The organism is Pseudomonas sp. PB106 (assembly GCF_009764645.1).
In the GTDB taxonomy this organism is placed as follows: domain Bacteria; phylum Pseudomonadota; class Gammaproteobacteria; order Pseudomonadales; family Pseudomonadaceae; genus Aquipseudomonas.
On record NZ_RWIM01000025.1, the window covers coordinates 1 to 21,660 of the forward strand.

Annotated in this window: 21 protein-coding genes; 9 read left to right on the top strand and 12 right to left on the bottom strand. The window is 60.2% G+C overall.

Features of this window, described 5'->3' with window-relative positions:
* Window positions 1-88: 88 nt before the first annotated feature.
* Window positions 89-1,786, bottom strand: a complete 1,698-nt coding sequence (locus tag EJA71_RS04750; protein ID WP_158954749.1) for an AMP-binding protein — start codon at window positions 1,784-1,786, stop codon at window positions 89-91.
* Window positions 1,787-2,081: 295 nt separating this feature from the next.
* Here EJA71_RS04750 and EJA71_RS04755 point away from each other — a divergent pair, with 295 nt between their 5' ends.
* The 4 genes from EJA71_RS04755 to EJA71_RS04770 all read left to right on the top strand — a co-directional run bounded on the left by EJA71_RS04755 (window position 2,082) and on the right by EJA71_RS04770 (window position 7,722).
* Entirely contained in the window at window positions 2,082-3,245 is a 1,164-nt protein-coding gene (locus tag EJA71_RS04755) for an isovaleryl-CoA dehydrogenase (RefSeq protein WP_158954751.1), read from the top strand.
* 97 nt (window positions 3,246-3,342) lie between these two features.
* The gene (locus tag EJA71_RS04760; RefSeq protein WP_158954753.1) at window positions 3,343-4,947 is read left to right on the top strand and encodes a carboxyl transferase domain-containing protein; all 1,605 of its coding nucleotides are present in this window, start codon (window positions 3,343-3,345) and stop codon (window positions 4,945-4,947) included.
* A gap of 13 nt (window positions 4,948-4,960) precedes the next feature.
* Complete coding sequence (locus EJA71_RS04765; RefSeq protein WP_158954755.1) at window positions 4,961-5,773, top strand: gamma-carboxygeranoyl-CoA hydratase; 813 nt, start codon at window positions 4,961-4,963, stop codon at window positions 5,771-5,773.
* Complete coding sequence (locus EJA71_RS04770) at window positions 5,773-7,722, top strand: acetyl/propionyl/methylcrotonyl-CoA carboxylase subunit alpha (protein ID WP_158954757.1); 1,950 nt, start codon at window positions 5,773-5,775, stop codon at window positions 7,720-7,722. The genes EJA71_RS04765 and EJA71_RS04770 overlap by 1 nt, the downstream gene beginning before the upstream one ends.
* A gap of 40 nt (window positions 7,723-7,762) precedes the next feature.
* On the opposite strand, the gene EJA71_RS04775 is transcribed toward EJA71_RS04770, so the two are convergent.
* Entirely contained in the window at window positions 7,763-8,422 is a 660-nt protein-coding gene (locus EJA71_RS04775) for a LexA family transcriptional regulator (RefSeq protein WP_158954759.1), read from the bottom strand.
* A 130-nt stretch (window positions 8,423-8,552) separates the two neighbouring features.
* On the opposite strand from EJA71_RS04775, the gene EJA71_RS04780 reads away from it, so the two are divergent.
* On the top strand, window positions 8,553-8,951 hold the full coding sequence (locus tag EJA71_RS04780) for a DUF6124 family protein (protein WP_158954761.1): 399 nt from the start codon (window positions 8,553-8,555) through the stop codon (window positions 8,949-8,951).
* Between the two features lie 84 nt (window positions 8,952-9,035).
* On the opposite strand, the gene EJA71_RS27330 is transcribed toward EJA71_RS04780, so the two are convergent.
* A complete protein-coding gene (locus EJA71_RS27330; protein ID WP_178113653.1) occupies window positions 9,036-9,275 on the bottom strand; it encodes a hypothetical protein in 240 nt (79 codons plus the stop codon).
* A gap of 96 nt (window positions 9,276-9,371) precedes the next feature.
* Between EJA71_RS27330 and EJA71_RS04785 the strand changes: the two genes are divergently transcribed.
* Window positions 9,372-10,523, top strand: a complete 1,152-nt coding sequence (locus tag EJA71_RS04785) for a M14-type cytosolic carboxypeptidase (RefSeq protein ID WP_158954763.1) — start codon at window positions 9,372-9,374, stop codon at window positions 10,521-10,523.
* 100 nt (window positions 10,524-10,623) lie between these two features.
* On the opposite strand, the gene EJA71_RS04790 is transcribed toward EJA71_RS04785, so the two are convergent.
* Complete coding sequence (locus EJA71_RS04790; protein ID WP_158954765.1) at window positions 10,624-11,169, bottom strand: cytochrome b; 546 nt, start codon at window positions 11,167-11,169, stop codon at window positions 10,624-10,626.
* Entirely contained in the window at window positions 11,166-12,272 is a 1,107-nt protein-coding gene (locus EJA71_RS04795; RefSeq protein WP_158954767.1) for a catalase family peroxidase, read from the bottom strand. Before EJA71_RS04795 ends, EJA71_RS04790 begins: the two co-directional genes overlap by 4 nt.
* Before the next feature lie 157 nt (window positions 12,273-12,429).
* Between EJA71_RS04795 and EJA71_RS04800 the strand changes: the two genes are divergently transcribed.
* Window positions 12,430-12,936 carry a sigma-70 family RNA polymerase sigma factor gene (locus tag EJA71_RS04800; protein WP_016983921.1) on the top strand — a complete coding sequence of 169 codons (507 nt, stop codon included), beginning with the start codon at window positions 12,430-12,432 and terminating at the stop codon, window positions 12,934-12,936.
* Window positions 12,933-13,670 carry an anti-sigma factor gene (locus tag EJA71_RS04805; protein WP_158954769.1) on the top strand — a complete coding sequence of 246 codons (738 nt, stop codon included), beginning with the start codon at window positions 12,933-12,935 and terminating at the stop codon, window positions 13,668-13,670. Before EJA71_RS04800 ends, EJA71_RS04805 begins: the two co-directional genes overlap by 4 nt.
* 124 nt (window positions 13,671-13,794) lie before the next feature.
* On the opposite strand, the gene EJA71_RS04810 is transcribed toward EJA71_RS04805, so the two are convergent.
* From EJA71_RS04810 to EJA71_RS04840, 7 genes are all read right to left on the bottom strand, one after another.
* Window positions 13,795-14,760, bottom strand: coding sequence for a spore coat protein U domain-containing protein (locus EJA71_RS04810; RefSeq protein WP_371925623.1), 966 nt, complete (start codon window positions 14,758-14,760; stop codon window positions 13,795-13,797).
* Window positions 14,757-17,117 carry a fimbria/pilus outer membrane usher protein gene (locus EJA71_RS04815; RefSeq protein ID WP_158954773.1) on the bottom strand — a complete coding sequence of 787 codons (2,361 nt, stop codon included), beginning with the start codon at window positions 17,115-17,117 and terminating at the stop codon, window positions 14,757-14,759. Before EJA71_RS04815 ends, EJA71_RS04810 begins: the two co-directional genes overlap by 4 nt.
* A 52-nt stretch (window positions 17,118-17,169) precedes the next feature.
* Window positions 17,170-17,958, bottom strand: a complete 789-nt coding sequence (locus EJA71_RS04820; protein WP_158954775.1) for a molecular chaperone — start codon at window positions 17,956-17,958, stop codon at window positions 17,170-17,172.
* A 34-nt stretch (window positions 17,959-17,992) separates the two neighbouring features.
* Window positions 17,993-18,493, bottom strand: a complete 501-nt coding sequence (locus EJA71_RS04825; protein WP_158954777.1) for a spore coat U domain-containing protein — start codon at window positions 18,491-18,493, stop codon at window positions 17,993-17,995.
* A 4-nt stretch (window positions 18,494-18,497) separates the two neighbouring features.
* A complete protein-coding gene (locus tag EJA71_RS04830) occupies window positions 18,498-19,034 on the bottom strand; it encodes a spore coat U domain-containing protein (RefSeq protein WP_158954779.1) in 537 nt (178 codons plus the stop codon).
* A 20-nt stretch (window positions 19,035-19,054) separates the two neighbouring features.
* Window positions 19,055-19,588 carry a spore coat U domain-containing protein gene (locus EJA71_RS04835; RefSeq protein WP_158954781.1) on the bottom strand — a complete coding sequence of 178 codons (534 nt, stop codon included), beginning with the start codon at window positions 19,586-19,588 and terminating at the stop codon, window positions 19,055-19,057.
* 105 nt (window positions 19,589-19,693) lie between these two features.
* Window positions 19,694-20,197 (bottom strand): spore coat U domain-containing protein, encoded by a 504-nt coding sequence (locus EJA71_RS04840; protein ID WP_158954806.1) that lies wholly within the window; start codon window positions 20,195-20,197, stop codon window positions 19,694-19,696.
* A gap of 288 nt (window positions 20,198-20,485) precedes the next feature.
* Between EJA71_RS04840 and zapE the strand changes: the two genes are divergently transcribed.
* On the top strand, window positions 20,486-21,616 hold the full coding sequence (gene zapE, locus EJA71_RS04845) for a cell division protein ZapE (protein WP_158954783.1): 1,131 nt from the start codon (window positions 20,486-20,488) through the stop codon (window positions 21,614-21,616).
* Window positions 21,617-21,660 lie beyond the last annotated feature (44 nt).

The window sequence follows — 21,660 nt, forward strand, 5'->3', positions numbered from 1 at the left end:
GCTTGCCAGCGATTGCGGTGGATCATCCAACATAGATGCTGCCTGACCTGACGCCATCGCTGGCAAGCCAGCTCCCACAGGGTTGTGGTTACCGCTCGATTGTTTTGATTTCCTCAATACTGATCTCGCGCATCCTGAATTTCTGGATCTTGCCCGTCACCGTCATCGGAAACTCCTCAACGAACTTGAAATGCCGTGGCGTCTTGAAGTGCGCGATGCGTTCCTTGCACCAGGTTTGCAACTCCAGCTCGGAGGCGTTGTGGCCGGGATGGAATTTGATCCAGGCAACAATCTCCTCACCGTATCGCGAGCACGGAATGCCGATCACCTGCACGTCCGCCACTGCCGGATGGGTGAAGAAAAACTCTTCGAGCTCACGCGGGTAAATGTTCTCGCCGCCGCGAATGATCATGTCTTTGTTACGCCCGGCGATGTTGACGTAGCCCTCCTCGTTCATGCTCGCCAGGTCACCGGTGTGCATCCAGCCGGCCTCATCAATGGCTTCGGCCGTGGCTTGCGGATTGCTCCAGTAACCGAGCATCACGCTGTAACCACGGGTACAAAGTTCGCCGATGGTGCCGCGTGGCACGAGGTTGCCGGCCTCGTCGATGATCTTGCTTTCCAGCTGTGGCTGCGTGCGGCCGACGGTGGTCACGCGCAACTCCAGATCATCGTTCGGCCCGGTTTGCAGCGACACCGGGCTGGTTTCGGTCATGCCGTAGGCGATCTGCACTTCGCTCATGTGCATTTCGTTGATGACCCGGCGCATCACTTCGATCGGGCAGGTGGCACCGGCCATGATTCCGGTGCGCAGGCTCGACAGATCGAATTCGGCGCGTTGCGGCTGATCGAGCATGGCGATGAACATGGTCGGCACGCCGTAGAGCCCGGTGGCTTTTTCTTCGGCGACGGTTTGCAGGGTCAGCAACGGGTCGAACGCGTCGTTGGGGTAAATCATCGTGCTGCCGTGGGTGATGCAACCGAGGTTGCCCATGACCATGCCGAAGCAGTGGTACAGCGGTACCGGGATCACCAGGCGATCGCGCGGGGTCAGGCCGATGCTTTCGCCGACCATGTAACCGTTGTTGAGAATGTTGTAGTGACTGAGGGTCGCACCTTTGGGAAAACCGGTGGTGCCGGAGGTGTACTGGATGTTGACGGGCTGATCGAAGTGCAGGCTGTTGCTGCGCTCCTGCAATTGTTCGGGGGCGACGCTGGCTGCGAGGTCAGTCAATTGCGACCACGGCAGGAAACCTGAGGGCGGCTGTGCGTCGAGGCTGATCACGCCGCGCAATTGCGGCAGGTGCTCGCTGCGCAGTTGGCCGATGGATTGTTCGGCCAGTTCTGGCACCAGCCCTTGCAGCATGCCGTGGTAGTCAGAAGATTTGAACGCCCCGGCACAGACCAGCCATTGGCAGCCGGATTGTTTGAGCACGTATTCGAGTTCGGAGCTGCGATAGGCCGGGTTGATGTTGACCAGGATCACGCCGATTTTCGCCGTGGCGAATTGGATGATGCACCACTGTGCGCAGTTCGGTGCCCAGATACCGAGGCGATCTCCGGCCTGCAAACCCAGGGCGAGCAGCGCTCTGGCGTGCAGGTCCACCGCATCGGCCAGTTGTCGCCAGGAATAGCGCAACTGCTGATGGCGCACCACCAGCGCTTCACCGTCGGGGTATTGGGCGACCGTCTGATCGAACTGCTGCCCGATTGTCATCGCCAGCAAAGCTTTGTCCTGAGAACCACGGGTGTAGCTGCGCTGCGGACTTGCACTGGGTTGATCCATGACGACCCCTATTGTCTTTATTTATGGGTTGCCGACGGTCACTTGTAGGAGTGAGCCTGCTCGCGATCTCGATCCATCAGTCAACATTTACGTCGACTGACACGACGTGATCGCGAGCAGGCTCACTCCTACAAAAACTAATCAGCTTTCAATCTTGAACTGGCCCTACTCTCGCTCAAGTTGACGTTAACGTAAAGGGTGATTGACAGTCATTCCTCACACGCTTACGTTAACGTAAAGGTGAGAGCTGAGTGGCCGCTCTCCCCACCCTACAAAAAAGCCAAAAAGGTGAACCATGAGCTATCCCTCCCTGAATTTTGCCCTCGGTGAAACCATCGACATGCTGCGCGATCAGGTTCAGTCCTTCGTCGCCAAGGAGATCGCTCCGCGTGCGGCGCAGATCGACAGCGACAACCTGTTCCCCGCCGACATGTGGCGCAAATTCGGTGACATGGGCCTGCTCGGCATCACCGTTCCGGAGGAGTACGGCGGTGCTGGCCTGGGTTACCTGGCGCACGTCGTCGCGATGGAAGAAATCAGCCGCGGCTCGGCCTCGGTGGCGTTGTCCTACGGCGCGCACTCCAACCTTTGCGTCAACCAGATCAATCGCAACGGCAACCACGAACAGAAAGCCAAATACCTGCCGAAGCTGATCAGCGGCGAGCACGTCGGCGCACTGGCAATGAGCGAACCCAACGCCGGTTCCGATGTGGTTTCGATGAAACTGCGCGCCGACAAACGCGGCGACCGTTACGTCCTCAACGGCAGCAAAACCTGGATCACCAACGGCCCCGACGCCAACACCTACGTGATCTACGCCAAGACCGATCTGGAAAAAGGCCCCCACGGCATCACCGCATTCATCGTCGAGCGCGACTGGAAAGGCTTCAGCCGCAGCAACAAGTTCGACAAGCTCGGCATGCGCGGCTCCAACACCTGCGAACTGTTCTTCGATGACGTCGAAGTGCCCGAGGAAAACATCCTCGGCGTGCTCAACGGCGGCGTGAAAGTGCTGATGAGCGGCCTCGATTACGAGCGCGTCGTGCTGTCTGGTGGCCCGACCGGGATCATGCAGTCGTGCATGGACCTGATCGTGCCGTACATCCACGACCGTAAACAGTTCGGCCAGAGCATCGGCGAGTTCCAGCTGATCCAGGGCAAAGTCGCCGACATGTACACCCAACTCAACGCCAGCCGCGCTTATCTCTATGCGGTTGCGCAGGCTTGCGAGCGTGGCGAAACCACCCGCAAAGACGCTGCTGGGGTCATTCTCTACACCGCCGAGCGCGCCACACAGATGGCCCTCGACGCGATCCAGATTCTCGGCGGTAACGGTTACATCAACGAGTTCCCGGCGGGCCGTCTGCTGCGTGACGCCAAGCTGTACGAAATCGGCGCCGGCACCAGTGAGATCCGTCGCATGCTGATCGGTCGCGAACTGTTCAACGAAACGAAATAAATTTCGTCAGCTGCGAGCTGCAAGTTTCAAGCTGCAAGAGAACAGCTTTAACTTGCCGCTCCAAGCTTGCAACTCCTAGCTGCTTACGGAGTAAGCCATGATTCTGCACACTCAGCTCAACCCGCGTTCAGCGGAGTTCGCCGCCAATACTGCGGCGATGCTCAAACAGGTCGACGCCCTGCATACCCTGCTCGCCCAAGTGGCGCAGGGTGGCGGCGCAAAAGCCCAGGAACGCCACACCTCGCGCGGCAAATTGCTGCCGCGTGAACGCATCAACCGATTGCTTGATCCGGGCTCGCCGTTTCTGGAAATCAGCCAGCTGGCCGCCCATGCGGTTTACGGCGAAGACGTGCCAGCCGCCGGTGTGATCGCCGGGATCGGTCGTGTCGAAGGCGTCGAGTGCATGATCGTCGCCAACGATGCGACGGTGAAGGGTGGTTCGTATTATCCGCTGACCGTGAAGAAACACCTGCGCGCGCAGACCATCGCTCAGCAGAATCGTCTGCCGTGCATTTATCTGGTGGATTCCGGTGGCGCCAACCTGCCGCGTCAGGACGAAGTGTTTCCGGATCGCGAGCACTTCGGACGGATCTTCTTCAATCAGGCCAACATGAGCGCGATGGGTATTCCGCAGATCGCTGTGGTGATGGGCTCGTGCACTGCCGGCGGTGCATATGTGCCGGCGATGGCTGACGAAGCGATTATGGTGCGCAATCAGGCAACGATTTTCCTCGCCGGCCCGCCGCTGGTGAAAGCCGCGACCGGTGAAGTGGTCAGCGCCGAAGACTTGGGCGGAGCCGATGTGCACTGCAAGATTTCCGGGGTCGCCGACCATTACGCCGAGAGCGACGAACATGCCCTCGCCCTCGCCCGCCGCAGCGTCGCCAACCTCAACTGGCGCAAACTCGGTGAAGTGCAACAACGCGCACCAATTGCGCCGCTGTACGCCAGCGATGAGTTGTACGGCGTGGTTTCGGCCGACGCCAAGCAACCGTTCGACGTGCGCGAAGTGATTGCGCGACTGGTCGACGGTTCGGTGTTCGATGAATTCAAGGCCCTGTTCGGCACCACACTGGTCTGCGGTTTCGCCCATTTGCACGGTTACCCGATCGCGATTCTGGCGAACAACGGCATCCTCTTCGCCGAAGCCGCGCAGAAAGGCGCGCACTTCATCGAACTGGCCTGCCAGAGAGGCATTCCGCTGCTGTTCCTGCAAAACATCACCGGTTTCATGGTCGGTCAGAAATACGAGGCCGGTGGCATCGCCAAACACGGCGCAAAACTGGTGACCGCTGTGGCGTGCGCGAAAGTGCCGAAATTCACCGTGATCATCGGCGGCAGCTTCGGCGCAGGTAACTACGGCATGTGCGGGCGGGCTTACGACCCGCGTTTCCTGTGGATGTGGCCGAATGCGCGCATCGGCGTGATGGGTGCCGAGCAGGCCGCTGGCGTGCTGGTGCAGGTCAAGCGTGAGCAGGCTGAACGTGGCGGGCAGGCGTTCAGTGCCGAGCAGGAAGCCGAGATCAAACAGCCAATCCTCGATCAATACGAAGAACAGGGTCACCCCTACTATTCCAGCGCACGGCTGTGGGACGACGGCGTCATCGACCCGGCGCAGACCCGCGATGTGCTGGCCCTGGCCTTGTCCGCGTCGCTGAACGCGCCAATCGAACCGAGCCGCTTCGGCGTGTTCCGGATGTGATCGGGAGAATCTCATGAGCGACTTCAACACCCTCGAACTGCACAGCGACCCACGGGGTTTCGCCACCCTGTGGCTCAACCGCGCGGAAAAAAACAACGCGTTCAACGCCGAGATGATCCGTGAGCTGATCCTCGCACTGGACAAAGTCGCCAGCGACGCCAGCCTGCGTTTCTTGCTGGTACGCGGCCGTGGCAAGCATTTCAGCGCCGGCGCTGATCTGGCGTGGATGCAGCAATCCGCCGAACTCGATTACCACACCAACCTCGATGACGCCCGTGAACTGGCGGAGCTGATGTACAACCTCGCCAAACTGAAAATTCCGACCCTGGCGGTGGTGCAAGGCGCGGCGTTTGGCGGAGCGTTGGGGCTGATCAGTTGCTGCGACATGGCGATTGGCGCCGATGACGCGCAATTCTGCCTGTCGGAAGTGCGCATTGGTCTGGCGCCCGCTGTCATCAGCCCGTTCGTGGTGCAAGCCATTGGCGAGCGTGCAGCACGGCGTTATGCCCTCACTGCCGAACGTTTTGGCGGTCAGCGGGCGCGAGAAATCGGTTTGTTGGCCGACAGTTATCCGGCGGCCGAACTCGATGAGCAAGTCGAACAATGGATCAACAATCTGCTGCTCAACAGCCCTGCCGCCATGCGCGCCAGCAAGGACTTGTTGCGTGAAGTCGGCAACGGTGCACTGACCCCAGCCCTGCGCCGCTACACCGAAAACGCCATCGCGCGCATCCGTGTCAGCCCTGAGGGTCAGGAAGGCTTGCGGGCGTTTCTGCAAAAACGTCCGCCGAGCTGGCAAGCAGCAACCATCAAGGAGTCGCGTTGATGAGCGCACCTGTTCTCACCACCCTGCTGGTGGCCAACCGTGGCGAAATCGCTTGCCGCGTGATGCGCACCGCCAAAGCGCTGGGCCTGACCACCGTCGCCGTGCACAGCGCCACCGACCGCGAAGCGCGGCACAGCCGGGAAGCGGATATCCGCGTCGACCTGGGCGGCAGTAAAGCAGCTGACACTTATCTGCAAATCGACAAGCTGATTGCGGCGGCCAAGGCCAGCGGCGCACAGGCAATTCATCCGGGTTATGGCTTTTTGTCCGAGAACGCTGGCTTCGCTCGCGCGATTGAAGCGGCCGGCCTGATCTTCCTCGGCCCGCCCGCCTCGGCCATCGACGCCATGGGCAGCAAATCGGCCGCCAAGGCGCTGATGGAAACCGCCGGTGTGCCGCTGGTGCCGGGTTATCACGGCGAAGCGCAGGATCTCGACACGTTCCGCACTGCCTGCGAACGTATCGGCTATCCAGTGCTGCTCAAGGCCACGGCGGGCGGCGGCGGTAAAGGCATGAAAGTGGTCGAGGACGTCAGCCAACTGGCCGAAGCCCTCGCCTCGGCCCAGCGTGAAGCGCAGTCGTCGTTCGGCGATTCGCGGATGCTGGTCGAGAAATATTTGCTCAAACCGCGTCACGTGGAAATCCAGGTATTCGCCGACCAGCATGGCAATTGTCTGTACCTCAATGAGCGGGACTGCTCGATCCAGCGTCGTCATCAAAAGGTCGTGGAGGAAGCGCCAGCTCCGGGCCTGACGCCTGAACTGCGGCGGGCGATGGGCGAAGCGGCCGTGCGCTCGGCGCAGGCGATCGGGTATGTCGGCGCCGGCACGGTGGAGTTTCTGCTGGATGCGCGCGGCGAGTTTTTCTTTATGGAGATGAACACGCGGCTGCAGGTTGAGCACCCTGTGACCGAGGCGATCACGGGTCTGGATCTGGTGGCCTGGCAAATCCGCGTGGCCCTTGGTGAAGCGCTACCGATCACCCAGGCGCAAGTACCGCTCAACGGCCATGCGATTGAAGTTCGCTTGTATGCCGAAGACCCTTCGAACGATTTTCTGCCGGCAACCGGGCGTCTGGATTTGTATCGCGAGTCCGCTGCGGGACCCGGGCGTCGAGTCGATAGCGGGGTTGAAGAAGGCGATGAAATTTCACCATTCTACGACCCGATGCTCGGCAAGCTGATTGCCTGGGGTGAGGATCGTGAGCAGGCGCGCCTGCGTTTGCTGAGCATGCTGGACGAATTCGCGATTGGGGGTTTGAAGACCAACATCAACTTCTTGCGGCGGATCATCGCGCACCCGGCGTTCGCGGCGGCGGAACTGGATACCGGATTTATTCCGCGGTATCAGGAGCAATTGCTGCCTGTAGCGGGCACATTGAGCGATGCGTTCTGGGAGGCCGCGGCTCAAGCGGTGGCGCAGAGTCTGCCTCAGCTAGCGCGCCTGGATGACCCTGCTTCGCCGTGGTCGCTGAACAGCGGATTGCGCGCGGGACTGCCTCGAGAAGTCACACTGCATTTGAGTTGTGAGGGGCAGCATCGGGCGCTGACGCTGAGTACCGCTGGCCACGCCAAACTGGCCGGCGAGCAACTCATCGTTGAACACGAAGGCGTACGTCGCACATTGCGTGCTATCCGCCAGGGCGATGCGCTGTACTTGCAGTGGGAAGGTGAGTTGCGTCGAATCGAGACGTACGACCCGATCAGCGCCGTCGAAGCCAGTCACAGTCATCAGGGCGGGCTGACTGCACCGATGAACGGCAGCATCGTCCGGGTATTGGTCACGGCCGGGCAATCGGTTGAAGCCGGCGCGCAACTGGTGGTACTGGAGGCCATGAAGATGGAGCACAGCATCCGCGCGCCCCATGCAGGTGTAATCAAAGCGCTGTATTGCCAGGAAGGTGAAATGGTCGGCGAAGGCAGCGCTTTGGTTGAACTGGAAGCAGTGTGAAGGGATGGATCGATCCTACGCCTGGCGAGGATCGATCTGACTAGTAGCGCGCCGTTGCCTGAACCACGACACCGAGGATTCGACATTCTTCGGTGAACAGGGTTTTCGGCCAGGTCGGGTTGAGCGGCACCAGATAACGCTGGCCGTTCTGCTCGTCGAGCTTTCGGAAAACCGCTTCCTCACTGTTCGGCCACTGGGCAATCACCAGTTTGCCCGGCACGGCCTCCGCCTCCGGGTCGACCAGTATCAGCATGCCTTCGGCAATGCTCTGACCTGTGGGCGCGGTCATCGAGTCCCCCGTCACTGTCAGCCAGAAAGCCGCGCCACGGGCGTGGTAATCCGTCAGTTCGAAACGCTGCTTGTCCGATGTGGGAACGTAGGCAGACGATCCGCTCTCGCGCACCTCGCAGGGCGTACGCCAGTCACTGACCGGGTAACGGAAGTACGGGTTGTACTTCTGCGCCAGCGGCATGTCGTCCTCCGGCTCCAGTGGCGGTTCGCGAATGACCAGCACCACTTCGAGGAAATCCATCCCCAGTGCGTGCAGCACGCGATTCATTTCCGTGATACCGGGTTCGCGACGTTTGTTCAGCCAATGACCGATCCCGCCCTGGGACATGCCGACGCGCTCTCCGAGCTCTGTTTGAGTGATTTTGAGTTCACTCATCTTGGCCTTGACCAACTCAATCCATTTATCCATGTGCGGCACCTTACGCGGACGCCTTCGGCCAGCAAAACACATATTGTAGTATTTAAATTCTGGTCACAACTACGATTAGTACTATCCTGAGAACACGGATTTTTTATCGCACATGGAGTGACCTCTCATCATGAATATCAGCAGTAAAGACTTGCCGAACCTGCAAATGGACACCACTTTCACCTCGCCACAAGGCAATGCTGCGGCGCAGCGAGCACTGGACCATTACTTGAAACCAGCTGTGTCAGAACCCGAGGTTGATGAGCGCTTTTTCGACGTCAGAAGCCATCTCAGCGGCGAGGAAGCTTTGGTGCATGCTTCTGACCTTTTGCGCTGCGCCGCCGCTACTGCATTCAAGGCAGCAGAAAACCTGCAAGGCGCGAGTCGCGACCTGGCGTTTTCAGTAGTGCACATGGTGGATATGGCGCGGGCGATGGTCGACCATTCGCTGGATGGCGATGAGGTCTCAGGAACGGCAGTTCGGACGGACAGGAAAGAATTTTCCAATCGCGCAGATAAAAACATTTGACTTGCAAATGATAATGATTATTATTGCAAGCAGCTGGTCGCGAGATCAGTCGATGGACCAGAGACCTTAGGTCGGTCTTCTGGACTATCTCCTCATCAGGCTAATCACGGTTTTTGACCCGGCTTTTTGCCGGGTCTTTTTTTTGCCCGTTTTTCGGGCTTCTGGCTTCAGGCTAATGAAGTCTTTAGGTGCTGCAAATTCGATGGCGCGGATAATATCAAAAGAATATCGATTGGCAAGCGGAGCCCGGCCGCATTGGGGCAAACTAATGACAATTAGCACTTGAGAATCAATCGCACAATCTCTAAGCTGCGTCCGCGTCATGGAGGACGCCCCCGCCACAACCCCGCAATTCCCTTCGGTTTCACCCCATCCAGCGTGTAAAGTAACGGCCATAAAAATCATATTCAGGAAGCGATTATGACCGTGGCCAAATCTTCGTTCGACATCAGCGCCAATTTCGACAGCGGCAACATTCAAGTCATCGATATCAGCAATCCGCTCAATCCGGTTCTGGCCATTCGCCCGGACACCCGCAGCCCCCACTTCCAGTGGTTCCACTTCAAGGCCAGCGGCCTGCACGTTCATCAGGAGCATTGGTTTCGCCTGGTCAACGCCAGCCAATCCTCCTATAACAAAGCCTGGACCGGCTATCAGGCAGTCGCCTCCTACGATCACGTCAACTGGTTCCGCATTCCAACCAGTTTTGAAGGTGACAGCCTGCGCTTTTGCCTCGAAGCCGAGCAAACCCACGCCTGGTTCGCGTATTTCGAACCCTACAGCCGTGGCCGTCACGATTGGCTGATCGAGCAGGCGCTGACCAAGGCTGGCACCGAACTACTCGCCACCGGCAAAAGCATCGAAGGTCGTGACATTCAACTGCTGCGCAAAGGCACAGGCGCTGAAGGGCAACGCAAAATCTGGATCATCGCCCAGCAACATCCGGGCGAGCACATGGCCGAGTGGTTTATGGAAGGCGTCATCGAACGCCTGGAACGACACGACGATCCCGTGCTGAACAAACTGCTGGCCAGTGCCGATCTTTACCTGGTGCCGAACATGAACCCGGACGGCGCCTTCCACGGTCATTTGCGCACCAATGCGATGGGCCAGGACTTGAACCGCGCTTGGCAGAATGCCAGTCAGGAAATCAGTCCTGAGGTATTTTTCGTACAACAGCAAATGGAAAAGTATGGCGTGGATATGTTCCTCGACGTACACGGCGACGAAGAAATCCCCCACGTATTCACCGCCGGTTGCGAAGGCAATCCAGGTTACACGCCGCGCCTCGAGCAGCTCGAAGAGCACTTCTGCAACCATCTCAAGCACACCACCAAGGATTTCCAGACCAAATACGGCTACACCCGCGATGAACCGGGCCAAGCCAACATGACCCTGGCCTGCAACAGCGTCGGGCAGAAATACGACTGCCTGTCGCAGACCCTGGAGATGCCGTTCAAGGATCACGACGATGCGCCGAATCCACAAACTGGCTGGTCGGGTAAACGTTCTAAACAACTGGGCAAAGACGTACTGACCACACTGGCAGATATGGTCGATTCCCTGCGCTGAAACCTTCCGTACACCACTAAAAGATCGCAGCTTGCCTGCGATCTTTCAGTTTCTGGCGCCGTCTGCTGAGCAGCGCCGCCGTGTTGCCTTAGCCAATCGGTTAGTTGCGATCGCGACCGCGCAACATGCTGTCGAGTACTTCGTCGCGACGCACCCAGCCATGAAACAGCGCAGCCGCCAAGTGCAACAGCACCGTCAGAAACAGCAAATACGCCAGATAGCCATGGGCCTTGCGCAACAAGGCAAACAACTGCGCATCGGCCGGCACAATCGACGGCAGTTGCAGCGTGGTGCTGAGCATCACCGGCTCACCCGAAGCGCTGATCATCGCCCAACCGAGCAGCGGTAACACCAGCATCAACGCGTACAACAACAAGTGCGAAGCCTTGGCCGCCAACACCTGCCAGTCCGGCAGATCCGCTGGCAGCGGTGGTTGCCGCGTGGCCAGGCGTACCAGCAGACGCACGATCACCAGCGCCAGAATGGCGATCCCGAGGGGCTTGTGCAGATGGATCAGCCATTCATGCCGTTCTGAGACGGAGGTCACCATCCCGGCACCGATAAACAGCATGGCAATAATCATCAACGCCATCAGCCAATGCAGCACACGCGCCACCAGAGCGAAATGAGTCGGTTGAGCTCTCATGGTCGAGCCTCCTGTTTGGCGGCGGGCAATTGACTGACTTCACTGGTGCGACGCAGATAGGAATCTGCGTATCCGGCAGAGCGCGCGGCGAGCAATGGATCGTCGGTGCCTTGAATGCCCGCAGGCAGGACCAGCGGATCGTAATTGATGTCGCGGCATTCGCCGCTCAGCTGTGGCTGGGTTTTCTCCAGCACCAGTGTGCCGGCGTTCAATACCTTGCGTCCGGCAGGCCAGGTTTTACTCGCATCGTTGACCGGGTCGTCGGGGTTGGCCAAGGTGATGTTCAACTGAAAACGCAACGGTGCAGCGGCCAGTCGCTGCACCAGATCTTTCTCGAGAAAATCACCGCCCTCAGGGGCGCTGGCGCCGGCGGCATCCTTAGCCAAAGGCGTCATGCTCCAACGCACGGCCTGCTTCTTGCCGCTGGCGTCGACCAGATAAAACGCATTGACGCTGTTGTAGGTTTCGGTGGCGTAACTGGCTGAAGGCTTCGCTGTTTTTACCCAAGTCAGAAACGGCACGGCTTCCGGGTGCGAGGCAAAGAAAGCGGGGACCTTGCTCGGATCAGGTTTGCCAGTGGCCGGATCCGGCGACTGCGCTTGCTGCAACTGATAAAACGCCTCGGGCGTACCGACCGGGAACACCGGCATGCTGTTCATCCCGGTGCGCCATTGTTGACCGTTCGCCTGAGTGAAACGCAACGCCAGACTGCGGATCGGTACGCTGCTGTCGGGTGCGTAGGGGTTACCCGCCGGCAAGGCAAAACGCCCCACCACCGGAGTCTGCGGCTCGTTGAACACCTGCGCGAAGGAGAACGCGCGCGCCTCTCCACTGCTTTCGAAATGGCCGATCACGCACACACCTTTGGCGTGGTTGCGACGAAATCCGGGATGCACGCCGTTGTTCTTCTCCAGCACATCAACCAAGGCTTTTGGCGTCAGACGCTGTGGGTCAAAGTTACCGTGAACGTAGGCAAATGCCCCGGCCACAGCAGCGACAACCACCGCAATGCCGCCCAGACGCACGATCAGGCTCGCAGTACTCAGCGGCGGACGTTGCGGTTGGCCGGGCGGCGCCGCATTGGGGGATGAGCGATCAACCATGAAAGACTCCAGGGCCATCGGCCACAAGTAGGAAGAATCAGCAAGACGCGCCTGATGAGGGTTTATTCCACGGCTCGGTATTTATTTTTCCGAACCTGGAATAACCTGCAGCGGCGGACGTCTCCCTAGTCCACAGCGTAGTGACTAGTAGAAATTCATGAGCGAATTCGACGAACAGTTGAGAGAAATCATTCCCAGATTGCGCCGCTTTGCCGTGTCGTTGACGCGCAACAGCAGCAGCGCTGACGATCTGGTACAGGCGAGCCTCGAACGGGCCCTGTCGAGTTGGGGTGATAAACGCGCCGACGGTGACCTGCGCGCCTGGCTGTTTGCGATTCTGTACCGGCAGTTTCTCGATGCCCATCGCCGGTCGCGACGCTATGCGCGGATGCTCGAATTCTTTACCGGGCGTGACGATGCCGAACCCTCGGTGGAGCGCACGGTAATCGCCCAGTCGACCCTGCAAGCCTTCGACCGGTTGCCGACCGAGCAGCGCGCCCTGCTGTTGATGGTCTCGGTGGAAGGCCTTTCCTATAAAGAGGTCGCCGAGATCCTCGGCGCCCCGATCGGCACCGTGATGTCGCGCCTGTCCCGCGCCCGCCAGGCCTTGCGCCAACTCAGCGACGGCGAAATCAGCAGCCCTTCTTTGCGGATACTCAAATGATCAGCCTGCCTCCCAACGAGCATGATCTGCATGCTTACGTCGACCACCAACTCAGCGACGCCGACCGGCGTGTGCTGGAAACCTGGCTGGCCAGCCACCCGGACGAAGCGGCAAAAGTGCGCGCCTGGCAACAGGATGCGCAGCAATTGCGTGCGGCACTCGGCGGCGCGTTGCAGCAACCGGCCAATCCGGCGCTGGACCCTAAGCTGATTCGTCAGCGCCGCCTGCGCCAATCACGCCGCCATCTGGCCAGTGCGGCGGTATTGCTGATCGCGGTCAGCGTCGGCGGTTTCAGTGGCTGGCACGCCCGCGAGATGACCCTCGTGCGCCCTTCCCTGCTACCGATGACCGACGCCTTGCAGGCCTATCGCCTTATTGCCCAGCAAGGCCTGTTGCCCGCCGACTACAAGGTCGACAGTGACGGCGACATGCAGCATTGGCTTGATCGTTACTTCACTCGGGCGAGCCGCTTGCCGGATCTGAAATCGGCCGGATTTGAGCCGGTCAGCGGGCGGTTGCTGAGCACCGATGAAGGCCCGGCAGCGATGGTCATGTACGAGGATCGCAGCGGACACAAAGTGAGTTTTTACGTGCGTCCGCCAGGGCCGAAAAACACCTTTTTGCCCCGAGGCAGCCGCAGTGATGGGGATTTGCAGGCTGAGTACTGGTCGGGTGGCGGGTATAACTACGCGGTGGTCAGCCCGGTCGAGCTCAAACAGACGCTGCCATTCTGAAAACACTGCATACCCTCCTGTGGAGCTTGCCCTGCAAGCGATGGCGGACATTCAGGCACATCCAGGGTGGCTGACATGCCGCCATCGCCAGCAGGTGTGGCTCCCACAGTGAAAAACAGTGCACTTAAAAACCCACATCCAGCACCACATTGTCCAGATAAGTACCCGCCGGCGGTGTGGTCTGGTCGGTATAGATTTTCGCGTTGTAGTTGAAAATCTGGCTGCCTGTGCCGAGTCCGTTGCCGGGATTGACTTCAGCATCGCTGCTCGCCCGGCGTCCACTGCCGACACTGCCCCAGCGCGTCGTCCCCGCACTTTTGAAGATGTCGTAAGCCAGATAATTACCCCCGGAAATCATCCGTCGCCGTCCACCGACGCTGACCGCGTTCTGGCCGTCGCTCAAGCCCACGGTGTAAGCACTGCCCTTGGTGCAGGCCAGATTGATGGTTTGCCCGGTCACCGGCGTAAATGCGCTGACAACGGGCGCACTGCCGAAGGCGATGTTCGGCGCGGTAATCGTGCAGTCGTTGGACACCGTCAGATTCACCGTCAACGAAGTCGTGCCGCTGGCGATATCGCGACCGATGCAAATAGCGCCAATGCCGATCCCCGAACAGTAATTCCAGTTCCAGAAAATGCTCAGGGTCTCTGTGTAAACCCCGGCGGCGACATTGCTGCCAATCGTTGTGGCGAGATAAAGCGGCACGGTTTTCGGTGTCGTGCCGTTGAGCAGGCCCAAGGCATCGATGATTCCGTTGCGGGCGAAATCATAGGCGGTGCCACGGGTCAGCGGATAACTCGTGCTGTTATTGGCGTAGATCGTGTAACCGATGACATCGCCGGTGGGCCCGACCAAGCCACTCTGGGTCGATGAAACGGTGCCCCAGAAGTGATCATTACTGGTCAGCAACGACAACAGCGAACCGGTGCAGCTCAATCCGCCATTCAACGTGGAACTGGGTTGTGAAACGGTGCGCACGGCAATCGAACTGATCGTGCCGAACGCTGCCGGCGTGGTGCCGACCACCGAACACAAGGCGTGCGCCGCGCCCGGCAAAACCAGCACCAGCCACAATAGAAGCCTGATCACTGACACACCAACGGGCCGATCAGCGGCACCTGATTCTGGTTCATGTCGACATTGAACTGCGCCCGACAGGTTGCTCCATCGGCAAGCGTGACCCGCAGCGAGTTCTGCGCCGCAAGGTCCTCCAGATAAACCAGACCGTCCCAACCGACGACCGTGTTAGTGCCGCTTTGCTCATGCAGCACACCAGCGCCCAGCGGCAACTCGTGTTGTTGAGCGTCGACCAGAACAATGCTCGCGGCGATCACCCGGTTCAACGGAAACTCCAGCAGATAGCCGCTGCCGCGGCGCACGGCAATGCGCTGTTCGACGTTGGGGCTGCGCACATTCGGCGGCAGGTTCAGCGGATCGATTTCATACTTGCCGCGATAGTAGGCGCTGCTCCATGGCACCAGCAGATGACCGTTCTTGTCCGTCTGACCGACCTGCTGATTCTCGTAGCGCACCGGAATATCGGCAAAACCATCGGTGCTGACCACCACAAAAGCGTCGTCAATCCGGTTGGCCGCGAACACCTGCTTATCCATCCACACTAACGACCCGCTGGCGTCAGCCCAGCGCGTTTCAGCATCAGCCGTGCCGTACACGCCAGCCTGCAACTGCACCGACTGCAAACGCCAGGTCACGTCGGCCTGACGATAATCGGCGCCGTCACCTTTGGCGTAACCCAAGTTGAAACCTACCCCGCCCTCAGTCGGCACCGCGCGGCTGTAATTGACCCGCTGCTGGGTTTGCCCGGTTTTACTGCGCTCGCTGCTGATCGCCAGGCTGCCGCGCAGATCGAACGGAATCACCAGTTGCGCCTGCACCGCCCAGTTGCTGTCGCCGATTTCACGGTTGGCCGAGAGGTAGAAACTGCTGTTACGCCACAACGGTTTGCTCCAGCTCAGATTGAGCAAACGCGTGCGCGAATCATCGGCGGCGCGCACATCGAAATAACCTGCGCCAAGGCTGCCCCAGCGATCGAGGTTGAGACTCAACGTGGCCTGTTCACTGCGGCGACTGAGGCTAATGTACGGCGTATCGACCACGGTCAGATCGGCGTATTGATCATGGCGCTGCAAGCGCTGATAGGAAAAGCTGAAGCGCTGGTTGCTGTACTGATAACCGAGACTCAGTTGCTCACCGCCCTCACCCTCGAAACGGCTCTGGCTGACGGCGCTATTAAGCACGCCGAAATTGCCCAGCCGCAGGTTGCCTCCAAGGCCACCCAAGGTCAGCGAGTCGGACGCTTCGGCATGGCTTTCCAAGGTGAAACTGTCACTGACGCCATAACGCAGACTGCCGGACGTGACACCCGGGCCATAGTTGAAATCCTTCAACCCGTAATCGCGACGCAAGGTCCCCGCAGCTACGGAGAAATCGCTCAGACCCTTTTGCAGCAAAGTGCTGGTGACGTAGAACGGCACCGTGGTCGACACCTGTCGGCCCAAGGCATCAGTCGTCACCACGACGGCCTCGCCAGCACCGTTGATGAACGGAATGTTGGTCAGTGTGTACGGCCCTGGCTGCAGATCGGCGCTGCTGGACTTGTAGCCATTGATGAACAGGTCCACCGAGGACGGCACCGCCGCTTCCCCGGCAAACTGTGGCAGTGGATAGGTCACCAGGTCCGGGCGCACGGCAAAGTCGCGCGAGAACTGCACGCCGCCCAGACGTACCGAACTGCTCCACGGCAACGCGCCGCTGATGACATCGCCCGCCTCGTAGGTGAGCATCCGCTCGTCATCGGAATAACGCCAAGTAGTGTCGTAGCGCAGGTAACCGTTGTTCATCGAATTGAAGGCATCAGCGCTCGACAACGTGCGCCGATATTGCCCGGTGTTGGACAGCGTGCCCCAACTGTCGAATAACCGTACTTCGTTCCAGGCCGCCAGATAGGTGCCGGCATCGTCAGTGTCGTTGAGGTACAGGTCATAATTGAACAGTGCGCCGAAACTGCTCAGCGCCGGGGTGCGCGGATAGGCCTGCCGATTGCCGATGAATTGTTCCGGCAGCCAGTCCGCCGGTACTTGCAACAGCAGACGCTGACCGACACCGTCGTATTCACTGTGCAGTCCCGACAGGCTGTCGAGGTCGACTTCGCTGCCCGTGCCATCGGGCAGTTTCATCCCGGTTTCGCGCAACGCCGTCGTCGGTACGAACAGGCGTCCGCCACGCTGTTCCACTGCCACCACTCGCCCGGTATTCATCTGGTTGACCACCAGCTCCAGAAATAACTGTGCATCACTTACGGCCTCCATGCCGCTGGGCGGTGGCGGCAGGTCGCCGGCCCCGGATGGTTGAACGAACACCAGGCAACACGCGCCGGTCACAAGCCACAACGGACGCTGAAGACGGCGAGCCCATGGCGAGCTCATACACGTTTGACGTCCATCAATGGACTGAATCCTCCTGAAATCGCCGGCTCGATCAGCGTGCCGGGGTAATGCTCTGCACCTGCGTCCCGCCGTTGACCCGTACCTGCAGCGCCGACTCACTGGCCAGTGGTCCCGGTGCCGGCCAGCGCATCACCGCTCCCGGTAACACATAACCGAGCAAACCTTCAGCCAACGGTTTGTTCTGCCCGCCTTGCTTGATCGCCACATCGGTCAACCGCGCATGCACCGCGCCTTGATTGCGCACTTCCACATAGGGCTTGCCGTCCACCGCCACGGTGCGCCAGCTCAGCTGCGGCAAACCCACGCCCTTGGGATCTCGTGGGCGTGTGCTGTCTTCCTTGCTCCAGAGTCCCGCGCCATAGGCAAACAACGGCACCGAGTAACGCATCTGGAAACGGATCGCGGCGGCGGTCTTGCCGCCTTCGGCAGTGGCCGGTTGAGCGGAGGGAATTTCATCGATGATGATCCGGTAGGCCAGTTCCTGCCCCGGCGGCACGTCCTTGGTGCGGGTCAGGCGCACCAGTTGTTTTTGCCCCGGCTCGATCCTGGCCACCGGCGGGCTGCCGATCACGTCGCGCTGATTCTGGTATTGCTCCTCAAAGCCGCTCTGACTCCAGCCGAACACGCGGATCTGCAGGTTAGCGGTTTCATTGCCGCGATTTTCCAGCCACAACGCACTGGCCTGTTGATCGGCTTCCAATACCGGATCGATCGGCCAGATCAGCACCGAACTGGCGGCACAGGCATTGCCCGCCGCAAGCATGAACAGCGCCAACATCGCGCCGTGCACGAGCGAATGCCGTGACATGACTGCCCCCATAAAACTGCTCCTTGTCGGTCATTCAACCTTTGCCTTACCACGACAGTTGCACCTGCAACACATCGCTGTACGTCCCCCCGGGCTGATTGCCCGGCAACTGCACCTGTCCGTAAATCGGCAGGCGGATGTTGTTCGCATCGCTATAGGCCACCGCGACGCTCTGACCAATGCCCAGACTCTGGCTGTACGCCGCATCGCGAAACAGCGCATACGCCACCCGCGCACTCCCGCTACCAACCTGCATGTGCCGACCGCTGCTGTTGTACTGGCCGCCATCGACACTCATGTTCAGCGTCACGCCCGGCGTGCATTGCAACTGCACTCCCCCGGTCAGCGCGACCTGCACCGTGCCAGTGGCCAAGGCTGAACGAGAACCAAAATTCAACCCGCCATAGTTCGATACCCCACCGACGACCAGACACCCCGCCGTCACCGTGGCACTGACCTGAAAGCTCTGGCTGGTCGCTGCGGTCAGCGGCAGCGGCGCACTGCCCGCGCAGAGCAGGAGCAACGCGGCGCAAGCATGGCGGCGCATGGCATCAGAACGTCAGTTCAACGGCGACGGTGTCGGTATAAGTGCCCGCCGGCAAACCCGCCTTGCCCACTGCCTGACCGTAGATGTTCACGGTCTGCGCCACGCCAGTACTGGCGGCGAGGTTGATCGTGCCGTCGATGGCCAGCAGTTGCGAGTGCCCGGCGTCGGTATACAAGTCGTACGGCACGTAGTTGGCGACACCGTCAAAAAGTGCTCGCGTACCTCCGGGTGATTTACCGTCATTGGCACCGGCGCGCACCTTGACCGTCGGTGTGGTGCCGCTGGAGCAAAGAATCGACAACGCGCCACCGCCGCCGCCCAGCACTTGCCCGGTCGCGGTGGTAAACAGGCTGTTGGCGGTGCCGAAGCTCAAGGCACCGAAGTTCAGGCCGGTGGAGCCGCCGGCGCCGTTGACCTGGCAGCTGCTGATCAGGATCAGGCTGGAGGTGATCTGGCCGGTGACGGTGGTGGCGGCATGCGCACTGGAAACCAGTGTCAGGCCGAGCAGCGACAAACCTATCCTTGAAGCAATCCTACGCATGGTGTCCGTCCTCTTCAGGGTTACCAGTCGAGCGTCACCGTCAGTGTGTCGGTATAGACACCTGCCGGAACCGCGCGGGTATTCGCCACCACCGAGCCAAATACCGGAATGGGTATCTGCGCACCGCTGGTGACAGCGAAATTATGTTGTTGGCCGATGCTGTAGCTGCGCGCCCCAGAGGGATCGACGAACAGCTGATAGGGAAGGGTCTGGCGACCGTTGCTCAGGCGCCGGGTATTGCCGTCACCGTGGGTGCCGCCGTCGATGGTGACGGTGAAACCGGTGACCGAGGGATTGCAGGCCACATTGAGTTTGCCGCTGCTGTCACCGTCAAGACTGGCCTTGATCGGTGCATTCCAGGTCGGGCCCTGCTGGCCGAAATCAAGCGTACCGAGATCGCTGACCGGGCTGGCGGGATTGCTGGCGTTGGTGACTTCGCAGCCGGCGATCAGGATCAGTCGCGCATGGATCTGCCCGCTGACTGCCGCTTGGGCATCATCCGCGAGCAGCGCCAGTGTTCCTGCCGCCACGACCATCCAGTGCTTGCCTGCCATTGTGTCCGTCCCTACTCCTTCAGCGACTCCAACCCACGCGTTCAGCATTGAACGCCCTTCCTTGTGCAATCCGAATCCGGCGGATTGCCAATCAACACCCGGCGATCACCAGGTGACGGTGACTTTGACCAGGTCCGAATAGCGACTGACTTGTGGCACCTCGGCCAGTCGCTCGATCCGTGCATACAACGGCAACTCCACGGTGCCACTGTCCGGCACTCGCCCGCTGACAGGTACGTCCACAACCAGAGGCACGCGCCGCGCCGCGTCCTGAAACAGCCGATAAGGAATCGGTTTGCTGCCCGCCGAACCGGCCATGTAGCGAACCTCACCTACTCCACCGTGCAAACCGCCGTCGATACGCACCTGATACGGCGTGTCCGGGTTGCATTCCAGCCGCGGCAACCGATGTTGGGTCAGCGCTGCGCTCAATGGCCCGGCCGGGTCATCAAGACGTGCGGTACTGCCAAAATCCAGCACACCGAGCTGTTCGATACCGGCATCACGTTGCTGGCCGATCAACTGGCAGCCGCGCTGCACATCGACCCGCACTTCAACTTGAAGATCCGCCGCGTATACAGGTGCGACGAGCACACCCAGCAGGCCCATGACCGCTCTTGCCTTCACTGCCGCTTTCCTTGTGAGGGACCGCTTGCGCCGTCGTGACTGTGTTTCAGGTTAGCAACGCAGGACGATTCCGCCAGTCGATTGGATCCACGGATGTGCCGGCATGTGTTTCGAAAGGTTGGCAACACGTGGATAAATCCCCGTGGTTGCAATGTTGTTCAGTGATCGCCCACTCTCATGGGATTGCAGTAGAAGGCGCACGGCGCCGCTGGTTAAACTATTGCCCCGCGTTCGCGGGAGCCGGCCTGACGAACACGGAGTAAGCCAAGAGTGCCCGCCCGATTGCCCCAACGATCTCGCCTGAGCCAACGCTGGTCGGCGCTGCGCCGCGTGTTCGGCAAGGGCATCGCCGCCAGCGCCGGGCATGACGCCAGCGCCCAGTCGATTCGCGATTACTTCCGGCACAAGGCGCACAATCTGGGCTACACCCTCAGCCACAGCCAACTGCAGGTGATCGACTGCATGGCGCAGCAGGCCAGTCTGCTGTTCGCTGTCTCCGCGCAAACCCCGCCGAGCCTGTACTTGTACGGCAACGTTGGACGCGGCAAGAGCTGGCTGCTCGACGGTTTCTTTGAGGCGCTGCCGACGACGCAAAAACAGCGTCTGCATTTCCATGAGTTTTTCGCGCAATTGCATCAAGGCATGTTCAATCATCGCGAGCAGGACGATGCCCTCGCCGCCACCCTCGATGAACTGCTGCTGGATTGCCGGGTGCTGTGTTTCGATGAATTTCATGTGCATGACATTGGCGACGCAATGCTCATCGCCCGGCTGTTCAAGGCCTTGTTCCAGCGCGGGATCATGTTGCTGGTGACGTCCAACTATCCGCCCCAAGGCCTGCTGCCCAATCCGCTCTATCACGCGCGGTTCAAACCGGTGATCGAGCTGATCAATGCGCGCATGCAAGTGATGGAGGTCGGCGGTCCGCATGATTACCGCAGCCAGACCCGCCACCACGAACATCAAGTGTTTACCCACGGCCACTATGTGTGGCCGGGGACCCCGGCGCAGCGCCAGGCGCTGGATTTACCAGCGCAGGATGCGCCACCGCTGTCGTTGGCCGTCGGTACGCGGCATATTTCGGCACGACGGAGTGAGGGCCGGCGCGTCGCGTTCACCTTTGCCGATCTGTGCGAACAGCCCACGGCGGTGATGGATTATCTGGAGTTGTGTCGGCGCTTCGATCACTGGGTGATCGACGATTTGCCACTGCTGGGGGACTGCTCGATTGCTGCGCAACAACGGTTCATCAACCTGATCGACGTGCTCTACGATCAGGACAAGCACCTGACGCTGCTCGGCCAACGCTCACTGTGCGAAAGCCTGGGCGGCGATGCGATTGACCTGGCGCGTACTCGCAGCCGGTTGGGCCAGCTGCAGGTCATCCACGAACCCGCCTGACACCGCCAAATTTTCTGTGAGAGCTGCCCTGCAGGGTTTCGCGG